The organism is Arenibaculum pallidiluteum (genome assembly GCF_017355985.1).
Taxonomy (GTDB): Bacteria; Pseudomonadota; Alphaproteobacteria; order Azospirillales; family Azospirillaceae; genus Arenibaculum; species Arenibaculum pallidiluteum.
In genome coordinates, this window is record NZ_JAFIQU010000008.1 from 40,253 (window position 1) to 58,254 (window position 18,002).

General features: G+C 71.3%; 22 protein-coding genes. 9 read left to right on the plus strand and 13 right to left on the minus strand.

Features of this window, described 5'->3' with window-relative positions; translation table 11 throughout:
* Nucleotides 1–15: 15 nt before the first annotated feature.
* On the minus strand, nucleotides 16–819 hold the full coding sequence (locus JUB13_RS17090) for an N-acetylmuramoyl-L-alanine amidase family protein (protein ID WP_207481109.1): 804 nt from the start codon (nucleotides 817–819) through the stop codon (nucleotides 16–18).
* Between the two features lie 178 nt (nucleotides 820–997).
* Between JUB13_RS17090 and JUB13_RS17095 the strand changes: the two genes are divergently transcribed.
* Both JUB13_RS17095 and JUB13_RS17100 read left to right on the plus strand, forming a co-directional pair.
* Entirely contained in the window at nucleotides 998–1,162 is a 165-nt protein-coding gene (locus JUB13_RS17095) for a hypothetical protein (RefSeq protein WP_207481111.1), read from the plus strand.
* 145 nt (nucleotides 1,163–1,307) lie between these two features.
* Nucleotides 1,308–1,472 carry a hypothetical protein gene (locus JUB13_RS17100; protein ID WP_207481113.1) on the plus strand — a complete coding sequence of 55 codons (165 nt, stop codon included), beginning with the start codon at nucleotides 1,308–1,310 and terminating at the stop codon, nucleotides 1,470–1,472.
* 39 nt (nucleotides 1,473–1,511) lie between these two features.
* On the opposite strand, the gene JUB13_RS17105 is transcribed toward JUB13_RS17100, so the two are convergent.
* From JUB13_RS17105 to JUB13_RS17125, 5 genes are all read right to left on the minus strand, one after another.
* A complete protein-coding gene (locus JUB13_RS17105) occupies nucleotides 1,512–1,955 on the minus strand; it encodes a hypothetical protein (RefSeq protein WP_207481115.1) in 444 nt (147 codons plus the stop codon).
* Nucleotides 1,956–2,061: 106 nt separating this feature from the next.
* A complete protein-coding gene (locus tag JUB13_RS17110) occupies nucleotides 2,062–2,652 on the minus strand; it encodes an NAD(P)H-dependent oxidoreductase (protein ID WP_207481117.1) in 591 nt (196 codons plus the stop codon).
* A 26-nt stretch (nucleotides 2,653–2,678) separates the two neighbouring features.
* Nucleotides 2,679–3,647 carry a TIGR01620 family protein gene (locus tag JUB13_RS17115; protein ID WP_207481119.1) on the minus strand — a complete coding sequence of 323 codons (969 nt, stop codon included), beginning with the start codon at nucleotides 3,645–3,647 and terminating at the stop codon, nucleotides 2,679–2,681.
* On the minus strand, nucleotides 3,644–5,059 hold the full coding sequence (locus JUB13_RS17120) for a YcjX family GTP-binding protein (RefSeq protein WP_207481121.1): 1,416 nt from the start codon (nucleotides 5,057–5,059) through the stop codon (nucleotides 3,644–3,646). Before JUB13_RS17120 ends, JUB13_RS17115 begins: the two co-directional genes overlap by 4 nt.
* Nucleotides 5,060–5,191: 132 nt before the next feature.
* On the minus strand, nucleotides 5,192–7,408 hold the full coding sequence (locus JUB13_RS17125) for a S8 family serine peptidase (protein WP_207481123.1): 2,217 nt from the start codon (nucleotides 7,406–7,408) through the stop codon (nucleotides 5,192–5,194).
* 223 nt (nucleotides 7,409–7,631) lie between these two features.
* Between JUB13_RS17125 and JUB13_RS17130 the strand changes: the two genes are divergently transcribed.
* Complete coding sequence (locus JUB13_RS17130; protein ID WP_207481125.1) at nucleotides 7,632–8,102, plus strand: MarR family winged helix-turn-helix transcriptional regulator; 471 nt, start codon at nucleotides 7,632–7,634, stop codon at nucleotides 8,100–8,102.
* Between the two features lie 71 nt (nucleotides 8,103–8,173).
* A complete protein-coding gene (locus JUB13_RS17135; protein ID WP_207481127.1) occupies nucleotides 8,174–8,584 on the plus strand; it encodes a response regulator in 411 nt (136 codons plus the stop codon).
* Nucleotides 8,585–8,591: 7 nt separating this feature from the next.
* Here JUB13_RS17135 and JUB13_RS17140 read toward each other — a convergent pair whose 3' ends face one another.
* Entirely contained in the window at nucleotides 8,592–8,978 is a 387-nt protein-coding gene (locus tag JUB13_RS17140; RefSeq protein WP_207481129.1) for a response regulator, read from the minus strand.
* 141 nt (nucleotides 8,979–9,119) lie between these two features.
* On the opposite strand from JUB13_RS17140, the gene JUB13_RS17145 reads away from it, so the two are divergent.
* A complete protein-coding gene (locus tag JUB13_RS17145; RefSeq protein ID WP_207481131.1) occupies nucleotides 9,120–9,743 on the plus strand; it encodes a DUF938 domain-containing protein in 624 nt (207 codons plus the stop codon).
* A gap of 21 nt (nucleotides 9,744–9,764) precedes the next feature.
* On the opposite strand, the gene JUB13_RS17150 is transcribed toward JUB13_RS17145, so the two are convergent.
* Together JUB13_RS17150 and ruvB are read right to left on the minus strand one after the other, a co-directional pair.
* Nucleotides 9,765–10,196, minus strand: a complete 432-nt coding sequence (locus tag JUB13_RS17150) for a GNAT family acetyltransferase (RefSeq protein ID WP_207481133.1) — start codon at nucleotides 10,194–10,196, stop codon at nucleotides 9,765–9,767.
* Nucleotides 10,197–10,286: 90 nt separating this feature from the next.
* Nucleotides 10,287–11,366 carry a Holliday junction branch migration DNA helicase RuvB gene (gene ruvB / locus JUB13_RS17155; protein WP_207481135.1) on the minus strand — a complete coding sequence of 360 codons (1,080 nt, stop codon included), beginning with the start codon at nucleotides 11,364–11,366 and terminating at the stop codon, nucleotides 10,287–10,289.
* 131 nt (nucleotides 11,367–11,497) lie between these two features.
* On the opposite strand from ruvB, the gene JUB13_RS17160 reads away from it, so the two are divergent.
* From JUB13_RS17160 to JUB13_RS17170, 3 genes are all read left to right on the plus strand, one after another.
* Entirely contained in the window at nucleotides 11,498–12,193 is a 696-nt protein-coding gene (locus JUB13_RS17160) for an extensin-like domain-containing protein (RefSeq protein WP_207481138.1), read from the plus strand.
* The gene (locus JUB13_RS17165; protein WP_207481140.1) at nucleotides 12,184–12,801 is read left to right on the plus strand and encodes a hypothetical protein; all 618 of its coding nucleotides are present in this window, start codon (nucleotides 12,184–12,186) and stop codon (nucleotides 12,799–12,801) included. The genes JUB13_RS17160 and JUB13_RS17165 overlap by 10 nt, the downstream gene beginning before the upstream one ends.
* Nucleotides 12,802–12,928: 127 nt before the next feature.
* Complete coding sequence (locus JUB13_RS17170; protein ID WP_207481142.1) at nucleotides 12,929–13,441, plus strand: hypothetical protein; 513 nt, start codon at nucleotides 12,929–12,931, stop codon at nucleotides 13,439–13,441.
* 67 nt (nucleotides 13,442–13,508) lie between these two features.
* Here JUB13_RS17170 and JUB13_RS17175 read toward each other — a convergent pair whose 3' ends face one another.
* Nucleotides 13,509–13,679 (minus strand): hypothetical protein, encoded by a 171-nt coding sequence (locus JUB13_RS17175; protein ID WP_207481144.1) that lies wholly within the window; start codon nucleotides 13,677–13,679, stop codon nucleotides 13,509–13,511.
* Between the two features lie 200 nt (nucleotides 13,680–13,879).
* On the opposite strand from JUB13_RS17175, the gene JUB13_RS17180 reads away from it, so the two are divergent.
* Nucleotides 13,880–14,653 carry a ferredoxin--NADP reductase gene (locus JUB13_RS17180; RefSeq protein WP_207481146.1) on the plus strand — a complete coding sequence of 258 codons (774 nt, stop codon included), beginning with the start codon at nucleotides 13,880–13,882 and terminating at the stop codon, nucleotides 14,651–14,653.
* A gap of 38 nt (nucleotides 14,654–14,691) precedes the next feature.
* On the opposite strand, the gene JUB13_RS17185 is transcribed toward JUB13_RS17180, so the two are convergent.
* The 3 genes from JUB13_RS17185 to JUB13_RS17195 all read right to left on the minus strand — a co-directional run bounded on the left by JUB13_RS17185 (nucleotide 14,692) and on the right by JUB13_RS17195 (nucleotide 17,997).
* A complete protein-coding gene (locus JUB13_RS17185; protein WP_207481148.1) occupies nucleotides 14,692–15,636 on the minus strand; it encodes an NAD(P)/FAD-dependent oxidoreductase in 945 nt (314 codons plus the stop codon).
* 112 nt (nucleotides 15,637–15,748) lie between these two features.
* Nucleotides 15,749–16,618: a manganese catalase family protein gene (locus JUB13_RS17190; protein ID WP_207481150.1), complete on the minus strand. Its 870-nt coding sequence runs from the start codon at nucleotides 16,616–16,618 to the stop codon at nucleotides 15,749–15,751.
* A gap of 116 nt (nucleotides 16,619–16,734) precedes the next feature.
* Entirely contained in the window at nucleotides 16,735–17,997 is a 1,263-nt protein-coding gene (locus JUB13_RS17195; protein WP_328702954.1) for a molybdopterin molybdotransferase MoeA, read from the minus strand.
* Between the last annotated feature and the right edge of the window lie 5 nt (nucleotides 17,998–18,002).

The window sequence follows — 18,002 nt, forward strand, 5'->3', positions numbered from 1 at the left end:
CAGGATGGCACCGGGTCAGGCGAACAGCGCGCTGCCAGCCAGCGAGGCCAGTTCGTCGGCGATTACCTCGGCGATGCGGCGCCGCTGCCGCTGGTCGCGCAGCATGGACTCGTCCTCGCGGTTGGACAGGAAGCCGGTCTCGATCAGCATGGAAGGCACGTCGGGCGCGCGTAGCACGGCGAAGTTCGCCGAGCGCATGGGATTTTCGAGCAGGCGAAGCGTGCGCCCCGCCCCATCGACGAGGGCCGCCCGCGCGCGCAGGGCGGTGTCTCTGGTGTGGCGCGCGCGCAGGTCGTTCAGGATGGCGGCGACGGCCTTCGCCCCGCGGCGGTCCAGGCCGGCGAAGCGGTCGGCCAGGTTCTCCTGCTGGGCGAGCTTGCGGGCGAAGTCGTCCGTCGCGTTCTCGTCGAGCGTATAGGCCGAGAGGCCGCGCGCCTCCAGGTTCGGCGCGCTGTCCGCATGGATGGAGACGAACAGGTCGGCGCCAGCGCGGCGCGCGATCTCCACCCTTTCGTCGAGCGCCAGGAACACGTCCGTGCTGCGCGTCATGTCGACGCGGGCCTGCCCCGAGCCGGCCAGCCTCCGCTGAACGGCCCGTGCGATATCGAGCACCACGTCCTTCTCCTGAGTGCCGCGGCGCCCCACCGCGCCGGGATCCCGTCCGCCATGGCCGGGATCGAGGATCACCAGAGGCGGCACGCGCAGCGCGGGCTTGCGACGCGGCGGCGGGATGGCGGCGGCCAGCGCTCCGCCGCCCCTCCCGAGCACGAGCATTGTTGGCGCTCCCAGCACGAGTCGCAGCAGGAATCGGCGGTGCATGGACGGATTCCGGACCGGCGGGAAGGAAGGGAATTGAGCCGACTACTACCCTTGGATTGGTTAATTGTCCAGGGCCTGCGGATCTTTTGGATACCGGATCGTCCCGCACCCTGGCGCCGCATTGCCACCCTGCGGGCATTACGGGAAAATGTCGGCGGCGGGGCAACGGAGGGTGGCCATGAAGGACATGCTGATCGGCATCATGCGCCAGGAGCAGTTGCAGCTCGAGGCGCTGATCGCGTCGGAAATGTGCCGGACGGATCCGGATCGCCTGCGTCTCGAAGGGCTGCGCCGCGAGGCATCGGACCTGCGGCGCCAGCTCGACCGATACGGCGACAACTAGACCGAGAACTCGAAACCGGGGGCTTCTTCCTGGGCCGGGGCGCCGACCGGCTAGTTCTTCCGGTCGCGTCACGTTCTTTGACGTGCCTCAATGTTCCGATGCCGGGCCTGCGCTAGCGTTCTCCAGCTTCACCGAGAGGTCGAAAATGGAAACGCTGATCTTCGTCGTCCTCGCCATTCTGGTCGCCGGCGTCGTGTTCGTGCTGGCGTCCTTCGCCGCGACGGGTCTCTTCGCGATCGCCCACAAGCTGCGCGGCGACCAAGCCCTGGCCTTCCCGCCCGTTCCTGCGGACGGCGCCGGCGCCGCCTGAGCGCAGGTCCGACCCTGGGCCGGAGAACCGAACCGGGGTTCAGGCTCGCCGCAGCGTCCAGCCACGGTCGCGGAACGCGACATGCACCTCCTCCTGGCCGAGCACGGCGCCGACCGAGCCGGCCAGGTCGTCGAGCACGGCCATGACCGCCTCGTCGTCGAGGTCGCTGCCCGGCATGCCCCAGAGAATCTCGCCCGAGAAGACGGCGACCGGCTCGCGGTCGGCTGCGCCGTCCCGGGGGTTCGCATAGAGAACCTCGCCACGGGTGAACATCCCCGTCACGAACGGCTCGCCCTCCGCGGACCGCCGGCGCATCCACGCCAGGGCCGCGCGCACGGCCTCCTCCATGTCGTAGATGCGGCCCTCCTCGCCGAACCCGCGGCGCAGGCCGAGCGTGATGCGGAAGGCGCGACGCGGCGCGTCCGATCCCTGCGCCCGCACGTAGCCGGCCGGGGGCGCGTCACCGGCCACGTCACCAGCCATCGGGGCCCCGACCACGCCGCACGATCGAGACGATCATCCTGCCCGCTCCGCCCGTGTCCATCACGGGTGGAGCAACAGCGCGGCCGCGGACCCGCTCCCTGGCCGGTCAGCGAATCTTCCCGATCCTGCGGCGCAGGCGGCCGAGAAAGGCCTCGCGATCGCGCGCGGTGGCCCGATCCATGTCATGGAGCGCAAGCCAGAACGTCCTCGTCCGGCTGCCGCACATGGGTTTCAGGGCGCGCATGATCTGCTTGCGCCCGGGATCCCCCACCAGCTTCGTGAGCCACCAGGGCGATCCGTAGCTGGTGACGACGCCGAACAGCCGGACATGGGTCAGCAGCGGGCGGATCCGCCCGCCCTCCGGATCGGGATCGAAGGCGATTCCCGGGCCCCACACGCGGTCGAAATAGCCCTTCATCATGGCCGGCATGCCGAACCACCAGGTCGGGAAGACGAAGATCAGGCCCTCCGCGCGGCGCAGCTCTTCCACGAGGCCGCGCACCCGCGTGTCGTCATAGGGCGGCGCATAGTAGGAGGCGCGCTCCTCCGCGCCCAGCGCAGGATCGAAGGCCATCGCGTAGAGGTCGGTCTCGACGACCGTATGCCCCGCGGCATGGGCCGTGTCGACGACGGTGCGGAAGGCCGCGTGGTTGAAGCTGTCCCGCAGGGGATGGGCGTGGACGACCTGCAGCCGCATGGCCGGAGCACCTGTCTCGATTATGGCTAGAGAATCTGGTTCGGGATCGAGCGCAGCGCACGGCGGATCTTGCCGAGGCTGGGCCGGGCGCCGGCCGGGAAGGGCAGCGGCCGGCACACCTGCATGGCCGAGAGCCCGATCCGCGCCGTCAGCAACCCGTTGACCATTCCCTGGCCGAGCCGCGCCGAGACCGCTGCGGCGAGCCCGCTTCCGAGCCCCTCGACCACGAGATCGCTGCCGGTGTCCGCGACGCCGGCGACCGCCAGATGCGCGGTAATCCGCCGCAGCAGGCGCACGCCCCCGACCCAGCCCGGCCGGATGCCGTAGAGCGTCGCGATCTCGCGCACGAGCCGCAGGTTCCTCCAGACCACGAGCGCCGCGTCCAGCAGCGCCGAGGGGCTGACCGCCGTGGCGAGGGCCGTGTCGCGCGCGGCGCGCAGGACCAGCTCGTAGGCTCGCGCATCGATGCGGTTCATCAGGATGCGGTCCACCAGGGCCATCGCCTCGGCCTCGTCATGGGCATCGGTGACCTGGCGCTGCAGCGCGTCGACGGCGGCGCGCAGATCCGGGCGCTCGCGGTACAGGCCGGCGATTGCGGCGGCATGGGCCTTGCCGCCCTCGCCGTCCCGGGCGCGCAGCGCCTCGACCCGCTCGAGGCGGCGCAGCCCGGCCATCTCTCCAGCGGCGAGACCGATCAGGCCCAGCAGCAGCCCGATCACCAGCGCCCCGACGGCGCCGCCGAGCCAAGGGCTGACCGCCCAGGCCCGCCCCAGCAGCGCGGCCGTGTCGAAGCCCAGCGAGGCCACCACCAGCGCCGCCGCCGATCCGAAGAACAGCCGGAGGCCCCAGCGACGGGCGCGCGGCACCGCCGGCTCGACCGGCGCGGGCACGCCGCCCTCGATCTCGGCCGGCAGATCGGCCGGCCGGGCCTGCTCTGGCGCGAATTCGCGCGGAAGGAGGCCGGAAGCCTCGCGCGTCTCCGGGTCCTTGCTCATGCGAGACGGTCCCCGATCAGGTACTGCAGCGCCGTGTCGAGCCGGATATTGGGCAGCCCCCGCCCGTCGCGGCCGAGCCCGGGAGGCGGCCTGAAGCTCAGGAAACTGAAGCGGCCCAGGTCGTCAGGACCGATCCGTCCGGGATGGTCCGGCAGCTCGCCGGGAAAGAGCACGGTCGGCCGATCCCGGCCCAGCGGAATCCCCTGCACGCAATAGAGCTGCCGGCCGTCATGCTCGGTCGTCACGGTCTCGGTGCACTTGACGGCGGCCAGGGCCATGCACTCGACCTCGGCCCCCTGGAAGCGGACGGCGCGCGCCCGCTCGGCCACGAAGCCAGCCAGCAGGCTCTTCAGGTTGCCGTGCTGGTTCGAGGCCACGTGGTCGGCCTTGGTCGCGGCGAACAGGACCCGGTCGATCCGCCCGCCCGTCAGGCGGGCGAGCCATCCCGCCCGGCCGTGCCGGAAGGCGCCGAGGATCTGGTCCAGGGCCGCGCGCATGTCGTCGAGCGCGGCCGGGCCGGCATTCAGCGCGCCCAGCAGGTCGACCAGCACGACCTGGCGGTCGAGACGCCGGAAATGCTCGGCGAAGAAGACCTGGACGACCTTGCGCTTGTAGGCCTCGAAGCGCGCCGAGAAGGTCGCGTGCAGGCTGCCGCGTCCGGCCCGGCCCGCAGCGGCCGGCAGGGGGCAGAAGGTCAGCATGGGCGAGCCCTCCAGCTCGCCGGGCTCCAGGAACCGCCCGGGCTGCAGGAGGCTCAGATGGGCCGTGGGCGCATCCCGGCAGGCGCGCAGATAGGACGCATAGAGGTCGCCCAGGCGCCGCCCCTCGCCTTCCGAGAAGGGGGCGGCGGGGTCGGTGCCGGCGAGGGCCGCGACCCACTCGGCAGCCAGGGACCGTCGCGGCTCGCGCGCGGCAAGGTCCAGCGTGGTGCGCGACCAGGTCTCGAAATCCTGGTCCAGCAGGCCGAGATCGATCAGCCACTCCCCGGGATAGTCGACGATGTCGAGGGTCAGGGTCGGTGCGGCCGGCAGGTTGCGTCGGATCATCGATCCGGATTCGAAGCGGACGGCCAGGCGGATCTCGCTGACGGCCGAGGTCGCCGCGGGCCAATCCGGCTCCGCGGCGGTCAGCGCCGCCAGATGGCGCTCGTAGGCGAAGCGCGGCACCGCCCAGTCGGGCTGCGGCCGGAGCTGGGCGGCCCGGTACCGCCCCTCGGCGACGGCGTCCAGGAAAGGCAGGCGCCCGGCCTTCAGCAGATTGTCGAGCACCGAGGTGACGAAGACGGTCTTCCCGGAGCGGCGCAGCCCCGTCACCCCCAGGCGCAGCTCGGGCGCCAGAAGGCCGCGCGCCGCCTCGCCGATCCGGCCGAGCGCATCGCGCCCGGCATCGGCCCAGTCCCCCAGTCCCGCCACCGTCCCTCCTCGTCTCCGCGCCTGCGGAGCCTACCCGCTCCGCGCGGCCCGTCAAAGCCGACGGAGGCGAAAGCCAAAGGCGCGCCGCAGGGGTACCCCGCGGCGCGCCTGGACAGGTCCGTGGGACTTGCGTCAGAAGGCCAGCCGCACCCGACCGACAACGGCCTCGGCGCGGGCGCCGGCGACGTGCCCGGCATCCTCCTGGTGGATCAGGTGCAGGCTGCCGATCGCGCCGAGCGGCAGCGAACGCGCATAGCTGAGCTCGAAGGTGGTCTCGCTGCCCGAGGGCTCGAGGTCCACCTCGCGGCGGTCGTAGGCAACGCTGCCGTCCTCGCCGCGGCCGACGGGAACGTCCATGGCGGCCCGGCCGGAACGCAGCCGCAGGGGACGGTCCACCGCGAAGCCGAGGCGATCACCGTCGGACAGCACGTTGGCACGCGAGAGGCTGACCCCCATCGCCTCGCTGCGCAGGGACGAGACATTGCGGAACAGGCTGCTCCCCGCCCCCTCGACCCGGCTGAAGGCCTGCGTCAGATGGCCCGAAAAGGTCAGGCCCTCGGCGATCTCGGCCGTGAAGGACGCGTCCAGACCGACCGTGCGCGTCCGGCTCCCGAGGTCGAAGGCCCCCTGCGAGACACCGCCCAGGGCCGAGTCCCGCTCGTCCAGCATCGTCGGGCTCAGTTCGAAGGCGAAGCCCGGCATGGGCGTGAAGCGCGTCCGGAAGCTCAGGGCCCGCGCCCCCGCCGCCTCGCCGCCCCAGGCGGAGCGCTCACCCTGGACGAAGCCGACGCCGAGGGACCACTGCTCGGAAAGATCGTGCAGCACGTGGACATAGGCACCGCCCTCGGCCAGCGCCAGGACCGGGCGCGCGATGGTCCCGCCCTCGGCGCTCAGGAACAGGGAGGCCTCGGCCGGCGCCTCCGGCATGCGCGCGACCGCGCCTGGGCCGAAGCCGAACGCGAAGCTGTCGGCGCCGATCCGGCCACCCAGGGACCAGGTGTCACGGTCGGGAACCGTGGGATCCGTGGTGAAGCGGGCCGAGCGCGTGGCGCCCCCGGCCGGTCTGTCGGACCAGGCATCGACGGTCGTGGCGAAGCGGAAGCCTCCCGGCAGGTTCGTCTCGATCATGCGGCGCCCGCGGGAGTCCAGCCCGAAAAGCTGGCGCACGCCGAGCCGCGGCCCCGGGCGCAGGAGGCCGGCCGAAAGGTCCGCCGCGAAGTCGCGACCGTAGTCGTCGACGATGACGCCGTCGGACAGGGCCGCGGCGACACCCGGCATGGCTCCGGCTGCGCGCGGCGCCGAGATGCCGCTTGCCTTGGCTGGGACGGCCTGCGCCACGGTGGTGCCGGTCGGGATCCTGGTGGTGCCGACGGGCGCCAGTGCCTTGTCGACCCGGAGCAGCCCGCGGCCCGTGTTGTCGTCGGCGCCCGCGGCACCGATGTCCTGGGCGGTGCGCAGGAGGATGTCGACGATCTGGGCCGAGGTCAGGTGGGGGTGCATCGCCTTGACCAGCGCAGCGGCACCGGCCACCGCCGGCGCGGCGAAGGACGTGCCGGAGCCCGTCCTGTAGCCGAGCGCCGGCGTCGCGAGCGTCAGCGCCTCGCCCGGGGCCATCAGGAACAGGTTCTTCGCCGCGGCGCCGTCGATGGCGGCGGCTCCGGGCTTGTTGGAGAAGGCCGAGGGCGCGTTGGCGGCATCGACGCTGCCGACGATGATCCCGCTGCCGCGAACGCCGGCGCCCAGCAGATGCATCGCAAGCCAGTTGGGAACCGTCAGTCCCTCATTGCCGGCGGCGAAGACGAGGACGCTGCGGGTCGCGGCATAGGCGAGCGCGTCGGCAAGCGCCGTATCCGCCGGCAAGGCCGGGCTCCAGCCGTTCGTAGCGAAGCTGACATTGATGACCTGGGCACCGTTGTCGGCGGCATGGCGGATGCCCTCGGCGATCAATGGGATCGTCGAACCCGGGTCGCCGATCTTGACTCCGACGAGCTTCGCCGCCGGCGCGACGCCGACGATCCCCTTGCCGTCCCGCCGGGCCAGGGCGACCGAAGCCACGGCCGTGCCATGGTTCGTCGCATCATCGTTCCAGGGCGTGGAGACGAGGCTGGTCGATGCCGATCGCACCGCGGCGTTCCTGAACTCGGGGTGGGAGGTCTCCACGCCCGTGTCGAGGATCCCGATCCTTACATCCTTGCCGTCCAGACCCTTCTTCTGAACGCTCGAACTGACCCCGATCCGCCCCTGCCACGCCTGGAACTCGCCGGCGCCCGCCGCCCCGGCAGCCAGGGCCAGACCGCATGCGACCCCCGCCGAGGCACCTGCCACGAGCAGGCGCGAACGCATTTTCATTCGGTACCGCATCATCCCCACCGCTTCGCGTGACGGCTCGTTATTCCGGACGCTACCACGCCCCTTTATGGTTAATGATGCATTAATTAGCGGCGGCAAGGTTTGTCACAGCTCCTGCCGCCATGGCTGCTTGGCTGCATTGATCGGCTCGGAAACTGCGGTCAGGGCACCTGCGGCGCCGTGCCGCCTTGACGAAAAAGTTGACGTCAACATTTATCTCGTGATGCCGACGCAAGACGTACCCTTCGAGACAACCCTTCTGGTCCGCGACACCTGCCTGTGCCTACACGTGCAGAGGGCAGCGCGCGCGCTTGCACGCCGCTTCGACGAGGTGCTGAGGCCGCTCGACCTGACCAGCGGCCAATTCTCGCTGCTGATGTCCCTGAACCGGCCGGAGCCGCCCAACATGCGGCAGGTGTCGGTGCTGCTCGCCATGGACCGCACCACCTTGACGGCGGCCCTCAAGCCGCTGGAGCGGCGCGGCCTGGTCATCGTGAGCGTCGACGGCGCCGACCGGCGCAGCCGCCTCCTGGCGCTGACCCCGGCGGGCGCCACGCTCCTCGCCGCAGCGGTCCCGCTCTGGACGGCTGCCCATGCGGCGACGGAACGCACCCTCGCAGGGGCCGATGCGGAACGGCTGCGCGCCGACCTGCGCAGCCTGTCGAAGGAGGGATCGGCCGCGGGCGCGGCGTAACCCTACCGGACCATGGCGGAACAGCCCCCGCGCCACTATTAAGACGGCCCGAAATCCAGAGAGGGCACGTCTTGCGAGTGCTGGTCGTGGAGGACGAGGCTCTTGTCGCCATGGAGATCGAGGCGGCGCTCGAGAACGCCGGGCACAGCATTCTCGGCCCCGCCGTCTCCCGCCTGGAGGGGCTGGCCCTGGCCGAGGCCACGCCGCCCGAAGTCGCGCTCGTCAACATCAACCTCGCGGATGGCCACGGCGCCGGCGAGGCGCTCGCCGTCGAGCTGCACCGGCGCTGGGGCACCGTGACGCTGTTCGTCAGCGGCCAGATCGTCCGGGACAGCAGCGCGTGCGCGGTGGCGGTCGGATACATCCGCAAGCCATGGGGCCGGACCACGCTCCACGACAGCATCCGGATGCTCGAAAGGATCCGGGGCGGGGAGACGCCGGATCCGGTTCCCCGGGACATCGTGCTCTTCAATCGGAACTGAGCCGCGGCTAAGCGCCGGCGCAATCGGCCCGGACACCGCCCAATTCAGTCGCGTCGAGGGCCGCGCCAAGCGTGCCGACGAGCCGCGCGGCCGAATAGGGCTTCTCGAGGAAGGGCATGCCCTGCACGGTCTCGGCGGATGCCGTGGCCGAAACGAAGACGACCGGAATTCCCAGCTCGCCGGCGATCCAACGGCCCGCGGCGAACCCGTCGGATCCGCCACTCAGATTCACGTCCAGCAGGCAGATGTCCGGCAGTATGTCGCGGGCGAGATGGAGCGCCTCGTCGGCGCCGGATGCCTCGGCGACGACATCATAGCCCTCGGTCCCGAGCAGCTTGGTCAGGGCGAAACGGATCAGCAGCTCGTCTTCGGCGACGAGGATACGCGGCTTCATTGCGAACTCCCCTTTTCCGAAGAGATCTGGAGTCCGTGACGGTGAAGTCGAAATGCTATTCGTATAGCCCGCCTGCCGGCCGGCTATGCCGAAGCATAGCGCCGCGGGCAGCACCCGGCCCGAGACGGAACAGGCAGCCCCATGGCAGGACAGGACGAGAGATCCCCGGCGCCCGATGCGCGCCGGCACGCGCCGGCGACCGAACGCAACCGGGATCCGATCCTCTCGGTGCTGCGACAGGTGCTCCCGGCTTCGGGCCTCGTGCTCGAGGTGGCCAGCGGAACCGGCCAGCACGCCGCCTTCCTTGCCGCGGCGCTGCCCGGCCTCGTCTGGCAGCCCAGCGACCGCGATCCGGAGCTGCGGGCCAGCATTGCCGCCTGGAGCGCGGGGTTGCCCAACCTGCTGGCCCCCCTCGAAATCGACGCGACGCGCCGGCCCTGGCCGGTCGCGCGTGCCGATGCGGTCTTCTGCGCGAACATGATCCACATCGCGCCGTGGGATGCGGCGCTCGGCCTGGTGGCCGGCGCGGCCGAGCTGCTGCCCGGCGGCGCGCCGCTGGTCCTCTATGGCCCGTTCCGGCGGGGCGGCGCGCATACGGCACCCAGCAATGCGGCCTTCGATGAGGATCTGCGCGCCCGCGACCCGGCCTGGGGCGTGCGCGACCTGGAGAGGGTCGCCGAAGCCGCGGCTGCGGTCGGCTTCACGGCGCCGGAGATCCATCCCATGCCGGCGAACAATCTGACGGTCGTGTTCCGGCGAGGCTGACCTGGACAGCACCCCAAGTGTTCAGGCCCTGGTGCCGTCCAGCCACTTCTGCAGCACGACGACCTGGGACGGTGCGAAGTCCAGGGAATCGTAGAAGCCGAGAACAGCGGTGTTCGTGGCGCGCACCATCAGCATGATCTTGCGGATTCCCTGCGCCCTCACCCAGTCCTCGGCCGCGGCGGTCACGTGCCGGCCGAAGCCGCGGCCGCGGCAGGCCGGATCGGTCGCGACGTAGTAGAGCCATCCCCGGTGACCATCATGGCCGACCATGGCGCTGGCGACCACGGCCCCGGCAAGCTCGCCCACGAGTATGTCCGAGCCTTCTCGGCCGAGGGCGCGCCGGAAGTCCATGACCGGATCGTTCCACGGCACGGTCAAGCCGCAGGCCCGCCACAGAGCAACCACAGTGTCCTCGTCCCCGGCCGCAGCCGGGCGCACCACAAGATCCGTCATGCCGACCACTCCGCAGCCGTGGCGGCAGGTCAGCACGGCCGCGCGCCCGGATCAAGGACCCCTGGATCAAGGATGCTGCCCGCCGGCGCCTCAGGCGGCGTCGCGCCGAGCCGGGAGCTCGGGCACGGCAAGTCCGAGATAGCGCCACGCATTGGCGGTCAGCAGGCGTCCGCGCGGCGTGCGCTGGAGCAGGCCCTGCTGGATCAGATAGGGCTCGACGACCTCCTCCAGCACGTCGCGCTGCTCGCCCAGCGCGGCGCCCAGCGTCTCGACGCCGACGGGCCCGCCGCCGAAGCCCTCGGCGACGAGACGCAGGTAGCGGCGGTCCATGGCGTCCAGTCCCAGGCGGTCGACCTCCAGCCGGTCCAGCGCCGCCGCGGCGGACTGCCCGTCGAGCACCGGCAAGCCGGCATACTGAACGTAGTCGCGGACGCGGCGCAGCAGCCTGCCCGAAATCCGCGGGGTTCCGCGTGCGCGGCATGCAATCTCGGCAAGGCCGTCGGCGGTCGCTGCGATGCCCAGAAGGCGCGCCGCGCGGCCGGCGATCAGCTCGAGCTCGGCCTGGTCGTAGAACTCGAGATGCAGCGGGATGCCGAAGCGTTCGCGCAGCGGGCGGCTGATGGCGCCCGCCCGGGTCGTCGCCCCGACCAGGGTGAAGGGCGGCAGGTCGATGCGCACCGACCGGGCGGAGGGCCCCTCCCCGATGATCAGGTCGAGCTGGAAGTCCTCCATCGCCGTGTAGAGGATCTCCTCCACCGCCGGATGAAGCCGGTGGATCTCGTCGATGAAGAGGACGTCCTGGGGCTGCAGGCTGCCGAGCAGCGCCGCAAGCTCGCCCGGCTTCTGGATGGTCGGCGCGGAGGTCGGGCGGAAGCCGACGCCCATCTCCCGCGCGACGATCTGCGCCAGCGTCGTCTTGCCGAGCCCGGGCGGGCCCGACAGCAGCACGTGGTCGAGCACCTCGCCCCTGTCCCGGGCTGCGGCGATGAAGATCGCCAGGTTGTCGCGCACCTTGCGCTGGCCGATGAAGCTGTCCAGGCTCGCCGGGCGCAGCGCACGCCCATGGCCCTCATCCTCCGGATGGATGTCGGTCCCGATCTCGTGCGGGTCCACGATCCTGTCGTCCACGGGATTGCCCTTGTTACGATTGCGAAACGGAAACCAGAACATACAGTGAACATGACGCGGACTCCAGGATTTTCGATTCTTTCCGACCCGGAACGATCGTTGAAAACTGCCGCTGCGGATGGCTGCCCTGCGCCCTCGCGTGTTCGGAGCTAGGGAACGACGCACGAGCCCCCATGCTGCGCATCCTCCTGCTTCTGGCCGTCCTTGCCTCCGGCGTCCTCGCCACCGCCATACACCGTGGAGATCTGCGGCTTTCCCCGGGCTGGAACCCCTTCGGGCCGCTCGTGATCGATGCCCCGCCGGGGCCGTTCACCGGCATGCAGCTCACGCGGCTGGAGCGCGACGGGAACGCCTGCTTCGCGGCGCTGCAGGCCGCGGGCATCGCGCTCGAGCGGGTCCCGGACCGGGCGGTGTCGGAAGGCTGCGGATGGACCGATGCCGGCAGGGCGAGGCCGGGCCTTCTCGGCGCGGCGCAGGGCTTCGTCGCCACCTGCCCGCTGGTCGCGTCCCTGGCCATGTTCGAACGTCACGTGGTTGCGCCGGCAGCCCGCGACCGGCTCGGCACGGAGATCCGGCGCATAGACCATCTCGGCACCTATGCCTGCCGCAACCTCTATGGGCGGAGCACCGGGCGCCGCAGCGAACATGCAGGTGCCAATGCCATCGACATAGCCGCCTTCCGCACGGCCGACGGACGCACTATCTCGGTTGCGCGCGACTGGGATTCCGGCGGGCCCGAGGGGGCATTCCTGCGCGAGGTCCATGCCGGCGCATGTCGCTTCTTCGACGTGGTGCTCGGTCCCGACTACAATCGCGCGCACCAAGACCATTTCCACCTGGACAGGGGCCGTTACCGCGCGTGCAGCTAGAACTGGCGGACAGGGAGCCCCATGGCGGCGCCGAGGACGAGAGCGCGATCGCGCGCTCGCTGAGGCAGCTCGATGCGGCGCGGCGCGTCTCGCGTATGATTCTGCGGCGCCGCGCGGCGACCATCGGCGGAGCCACGCTGGTCTACGGCGTCTGGGCCTCGGCCACCGGCGGCTTGGCCCTGCTCGGCCTCGTGCCGCTGCTGGGCGCCCTTGGCTATGCCGCGCTTCAGTTGACCGTGCCGCCCGGCCGGGACTTCCGCGAGGCCGTGCGGATCCTGCTGCTGGCCGAGCTTGGCGCCGGCGTCACCCACCGGCATCGGCCGCCCGACGCGGCGCTGGGCCCGCTCGTCTCAGGCGACGGCTGGATCGTGGAGGATTATATCGAGGGGAGCGCGGCCGGCGCCGGCTGGACACTGCTCGCCGCCCGGCACCGTGATGGACGCGGACTCCTCGTGGGGCGGACACAGGGCGATCCGCCCCGGCAGTTCGCCTGGACCCTGCCCCGACCGCTCTTTGCGTTCTCCTGGAACAGCCCGGTCGAGGAGCTCCTCGACGATCTCGGACGGCTGCGCAGCGCACTGCGGGCCCTGCGCGCGGAGCCGCCCTGACGGCCTCCCGGCGCCCCCCTTGAACGGGCGATCCACGCGCAATAGATCAAAACCCGAGATCGAACCGCTGGGGGCGCCGCCTCGCGGGCCCCTCCCGTCCATCGCTCCAGGTGAGGGTAGGACCATCATGCAGCCGACGGCTGAGATCCTGATCGAAAGCGCATTCCAGACCGCACGCCGCGCCGGGCCAGCCAGTGCAACGGCCGGCGATCTCGTCCATGCCGCGCTCGCGGGCCTGCGCCTGCTGAGACGCGCCATCGACCGCCTGGCGGGCCCGACCATGGCCTCGGGGCTCGACGCGACCGTCCGCGACGAGTTGCTGACCGACGCCCTGCGCCGCCGCGCCGTCTCCTTGCGCGACCCCGAACCGGTTCCGCTGCGGCCGCCCGGGCCGGGCCTCGGCCGTGCGGCGGCACTCGTCGAGAACGCGGCCGCGACGTGCCTCGCCCTCAATGGGGCGACGCCCGACAACGCGGTCCTCGATGCGGCGATCCGGGCACTGGCGCGGCGCATTCCCGATATTCTCGGCGGCACCCCCGACCGCGAGGCGCTGATCGACACGCTGCGCGACACGGAGGACGAGGAGCGGCCCGCCGCAGCATGGACCGTGCTGCCCCGCGGGCCAGTGCCGCTCCACTGACGCCGGGTCCGCGCCCGACCCGGAAGATGCACCCGCGAGGGTCAGGCGCGGAGCTCCGACGCGGGGGTCAGGCGCCGCCGATGCCCTCGACGATGCGCCCGGTGCCGCCGCAGTTCCGGCAGACCGCCTGGTCGGTGCGACCGGTGCCGCCGCAGACCGGGCAGATGTCCTCGCCGGTTCCGGGGGTTCCAGGCGGCGCCTCGTCGCCGGGGTTCATCTGCGTGGGCTTCTCGGCCATGGCGTCCTCCGTCTCTGGTATTCCCAGACCTGCAACAGTGGAACGCCCCCTGGCGTCGCGACGGGCCGGCACACGGCGGCTGCGCGCTTGTGTCGCCGCAAAGCCCGTTGCGCCGCGGCGCGCTCCCTGGCACCACCTAGACATGGCAGCACCGGAGCGAGGCAGCCCGCTCCGTCCGACGCCGCTCCCGGGAATTCGTGATGTCAGCCTTCTATGAGGAACGCGTCCTGCGGGTCCATCACTGGACCGAGGATCTCTTCTCCTTCACGGCGACGCGCTCGCCCGCCTTCCGCTTCGAGAACGGCCAGTTCGCGATGATAGGCCTGATGATCGACGGCAAGCCGCTCGTCCGCGCCTACAGCATGGTGAGCGCGAATTACGAGGACAGCCTCGAGTTCTTCAGCATCAAGGTGCCCAACGGCCCGCTGACCTCGCGCCTCAAGGACATCCGCGAGGGCGACACGCTGCTCGTCGGGCGCAAGGCCACGGGAACGCTGGTCGCCGACAACCTGCTGCCGGGACGGACGCTCTACCTGCTCGCCACGGGCACGGGTCTCGCACCGTTCCTGAGCATCGTGAAGGACCCCATGATCTACGACCGGTTCGAGCGGATCATCCTGACCCATACCTGCCGCTGGGAACGCGAGCACGCCTATCGCGACTACCTGCGCGAGACGCTGCCCCAAGACGAGATCCTGGGCGAGATGGCTGCCGAGAAGCTCACCTACTATCCGACGACGACGCGCGAGCCGTCCGAGCATACCGGCCGGATCACCGACCTGATCCAGAGCGGCCGGCTGTTCCAGGACATCGGCGCCGCTCCCTTCGACATCGCCACGGACCGCGTCATGATCTGCGGCGGCCCCGACATGGTCCAGGAGACGCGCTCCATCCTGGAAGCCCGCGGCTTCGTGGAGGGCAGCGGCAATGCCCCGGGCCACTACGTCGTCGAGAAGGCCTTCGTGGAGAAGTGAGCGCGGAGAAGTGAGGTCCGCGGGGCGCCGCCGCGAGACTATGCCCGCGGTGCCGGACCTTCGCTCCATCCGCCCTGCAGCGCGCGCAGCCGGTTGTGGATCGCGGTCGTGGCGATGGCGGCCTGCCCCATGGCCACGCTGATCTGGTTCAGGCCGCTGACGATGTCGCCGGCAGCGAACAGGCCCGGCACGCTCGTCTCGAGGCGGTCCCCGACCAGCAGGCGGCCGTCCTCGTCGAATTCCGGCTGAAGGCCGAGCACGGGCTGGCGGCGTGGGGCAATGCCCAGCGCCGAGTAGACGGTGTCAAAGCTGTACACGCAGCCATCCTCGAGCGTGAGCACGGCGACGCGGCCGGCCTCCTCGCCGATCTCGCGGACGGGGCTGTCGAGCCAGCGGATGCCTGCGTCGCGCAGGCGAGCCTGCTCCCCCTCGGGCAGCTCGGGCGGTATCCCCAGCGACAGGATCGTCACGTTGGGGCTGTATGTCCGCATGAAGAGCGCCTCGCGCGCGGCATGCGCACCATGGCCGAGCACGGCGATGCGGTGATCGATCACCTCGAAGGCGTCGCAGATCGGACAGAGCCGGATCAGTCCACGCTGGACGGCTTGGTACAGCGCCGGCATCTCGGGCATCAGATCCACGATTCCGCTCGCCAGCAGCACGAAGCGGGCATCGATTTCGCCGCCGTCGGCGAGCCTCGCCCGGAACCCGTCGCCGTCGCCGGTGCCGAGCCGCTCCAGCGACTCGACGCGCCCGCCGCGAAAATCCGCCCCGTAGCGTTCTGCCTGCTGGCGCATGGCGCCGAGCAGCTCCTTGCCCCTGATGCCCTCGGGATAGCCCGCGTGGTTGTGGGAGACCGGGATCCAGGCGGCCCGGCTCTCACCGGCATCCACCACCAGGGTGCTGCGGCGGAAGCGCGCGAGATAGATCGCGGCGGTGAGTCCCGCGGGACCGCCCCCGATCACAAGACAGTCGAGCATCATCTGGGATTCCGGAGGGCGCGTCGCAGGAATGGGCGGCCTCACGCGGCCGGGCATGGCTGCCCGGCCGCGATCCGCCTCGGGGGCAACACCGCGACTGCCCCCGCGTTCCCGGTCAGGTCTTGCCGGGCTGGATCTGCTCGCGCTGCGCGCCCGAGCCCTCGCGCGCCGGCCCGAGCACCGGCTCCTCGCCAAGCGGCTCGTTCCGGATCGCCGAGAACTGGCCACGACCGTCGAGGGACGGCCCCTCGGTGAAGCGGCCGCGCGGCGGCGGCACGTCGTTCCGGTCCGTGCCGACAAAGGCGTAGCTGAACTCGCGCTTCTCCAGGTTCTGGTCGAAGCTGTTCGGGATCGGCAGCGCCTTGGTGCCGCCGAGTTCCTCGATCACGGCCAGCCACTGCTGCTGGTGCATGGTGTCGCGCGCGATCAGGAAGCTCAGCATGTCCTTCATGCCGGGATCATGGGCGGCGTTGTAGAGCCGGACCGCCAGGATCCTGCCCGTCGCCTCCGCCGTCACGTTGGCGTACATGTCCGCCGCCAGATTGCCGCTGGCGTAGACGTGCGAGCAGTCGAACGGAAGACCGTCCGCATTGCCGGGGAACGCCGCGAGGCCGGTCGACAGCAGGTGCTTCTGCAGCATGCCCTCGACCATGTGACGCGGGCGCTCGCCGCCCATCACGGCGTTCACCACCGGGTTTGCTGCGGCCGCGGACTCCTGCAGGGAAAGCGGCGCGTTCTCGAGGTTCAGGGCGACGGCCGTCGCCAGCATCTCGATGTGGCCGATCTCCTCTGTCGCCGTGTTCAGCAGCATGTCGCGGTACTTGTTGTCGGGACCGCGCGCGCCCCACGCCTGGAAGAAATACTGCAGGCAGACGCGGATCTCGCCCTCGATTCCGCCGATGGCCTGCTGGAGCTGCCGGGCGAACAGCGGGTCGGGCGTTTCGACGCGCACGGGATATTGGAGGCGCTTGTCGTGGTAATACACGGGACAATCCCTTTCTCGCGAAAAGATGCCCCGGCAACAGGAGGAATGGTGCCCTGTAGGGCTGCGGAATCGGGATATGCCTTCAGTAGATATGCCTTCGGTAGAATTAGCGGCGCTCAGCCGAGGAGCGCCTCGAACGGGAGGAAGTCCACGACGTCGCCTTCGGCCACAGCGGGAAGATCCTCGGGCAGATCCACGAGTCCGCCGGCCCAGACCATGGAGGTCAGGATGCCCGATCCCTCGTTGGGAAAGCGCTCGGCCCGCACGCTCCCATCCGGCGCTGCCACCAGGCGTGCGCGCAGCCATTCCCGCCGACCCGGCCGCTTCTTGAAGGCGAAGGCCGCCGGCACGCGCCACGGGACCGGCAGCCCCAACTCCGCCCCCATCAGCTTCAGGACCATCGGCCGTACCAGCATCAGCAGAGTCGCCATGGCTGCGACCGGGTTGCCGGGGAGTCCGACGAAGGGCACACCCTCGGCGATACCGACCGCCAGCGGCCTGCCGGGCCGCACGGCGACCCGCCAGAAGTGCAGCCCGCCGAGAGCCTGCACCGCAGCCTTCACATGGTCTTCCTCGCCGGTCGAGACGCCGCCGGACGTGACGATCAGATCGTGGTCCCGGGCCGCGTCGCGCAGGCCGGCATGCACCGCGTCGGCCCGGTCCGGCAGGATGCCGAGATCCGTCACCGCGGCCCCGAGTCGCTCCAGCAGGGCCGAGACGGTGAAACGGTTGCTGTCGTAGATGGCACCGTCGGGCAGTTCGCCGCCGGGCTCGCGCAGCTCGTCGCCCGTCGAGAAGACGGCCGCGCGCAGGCGTGCGCGCACCGGAAGGCTGGCACGGCCGACGGTCGCGGCCAGGCCGAGATCCTGCGGCCGCAGCCTGCGGCCGGCCTCCAGCACCACGGCGCCGGCGCGCACGTCCTCGCCAGCCGGTCGCCGATTGGCCCCCCGCCGGATGCCGCCGGGCAGCGCGACCTGCCCGCCTTCGACGCGGCATGCCTCCTGGGGGATCACGGTGTCGGCCCCGGGGGGCAGCGGCGCCCCCGTGAAGATGCGCGCGGCCGTCCCGCGGGCGAGGGCGGAGGTCGCGATCTGTCCGGCAGCGATGCGGGTGGCGACTGGCAGGAGGACCACGCCCTCGGCGGGCAGGTCCTCGGCGTTCACCGCGAAGCCGTCGACCGCCGAATTGTCCCGCGGGGGGACCGTCACGGGCGAGACCACGGGCTCCGCCAGCACGCGGCCGAGCGCCGCGCGGAGCGGCACCGTCTCGATGGCGGCCCGGCATTCGACCGCGTCGAGCAGCCGCGTCACGGCCACGTCGGCGCGCAGCATGTCGGCGTCGGGCGCGAAGCAGTCGGCCGCCGATCGGGCGCTGGACACGGCCG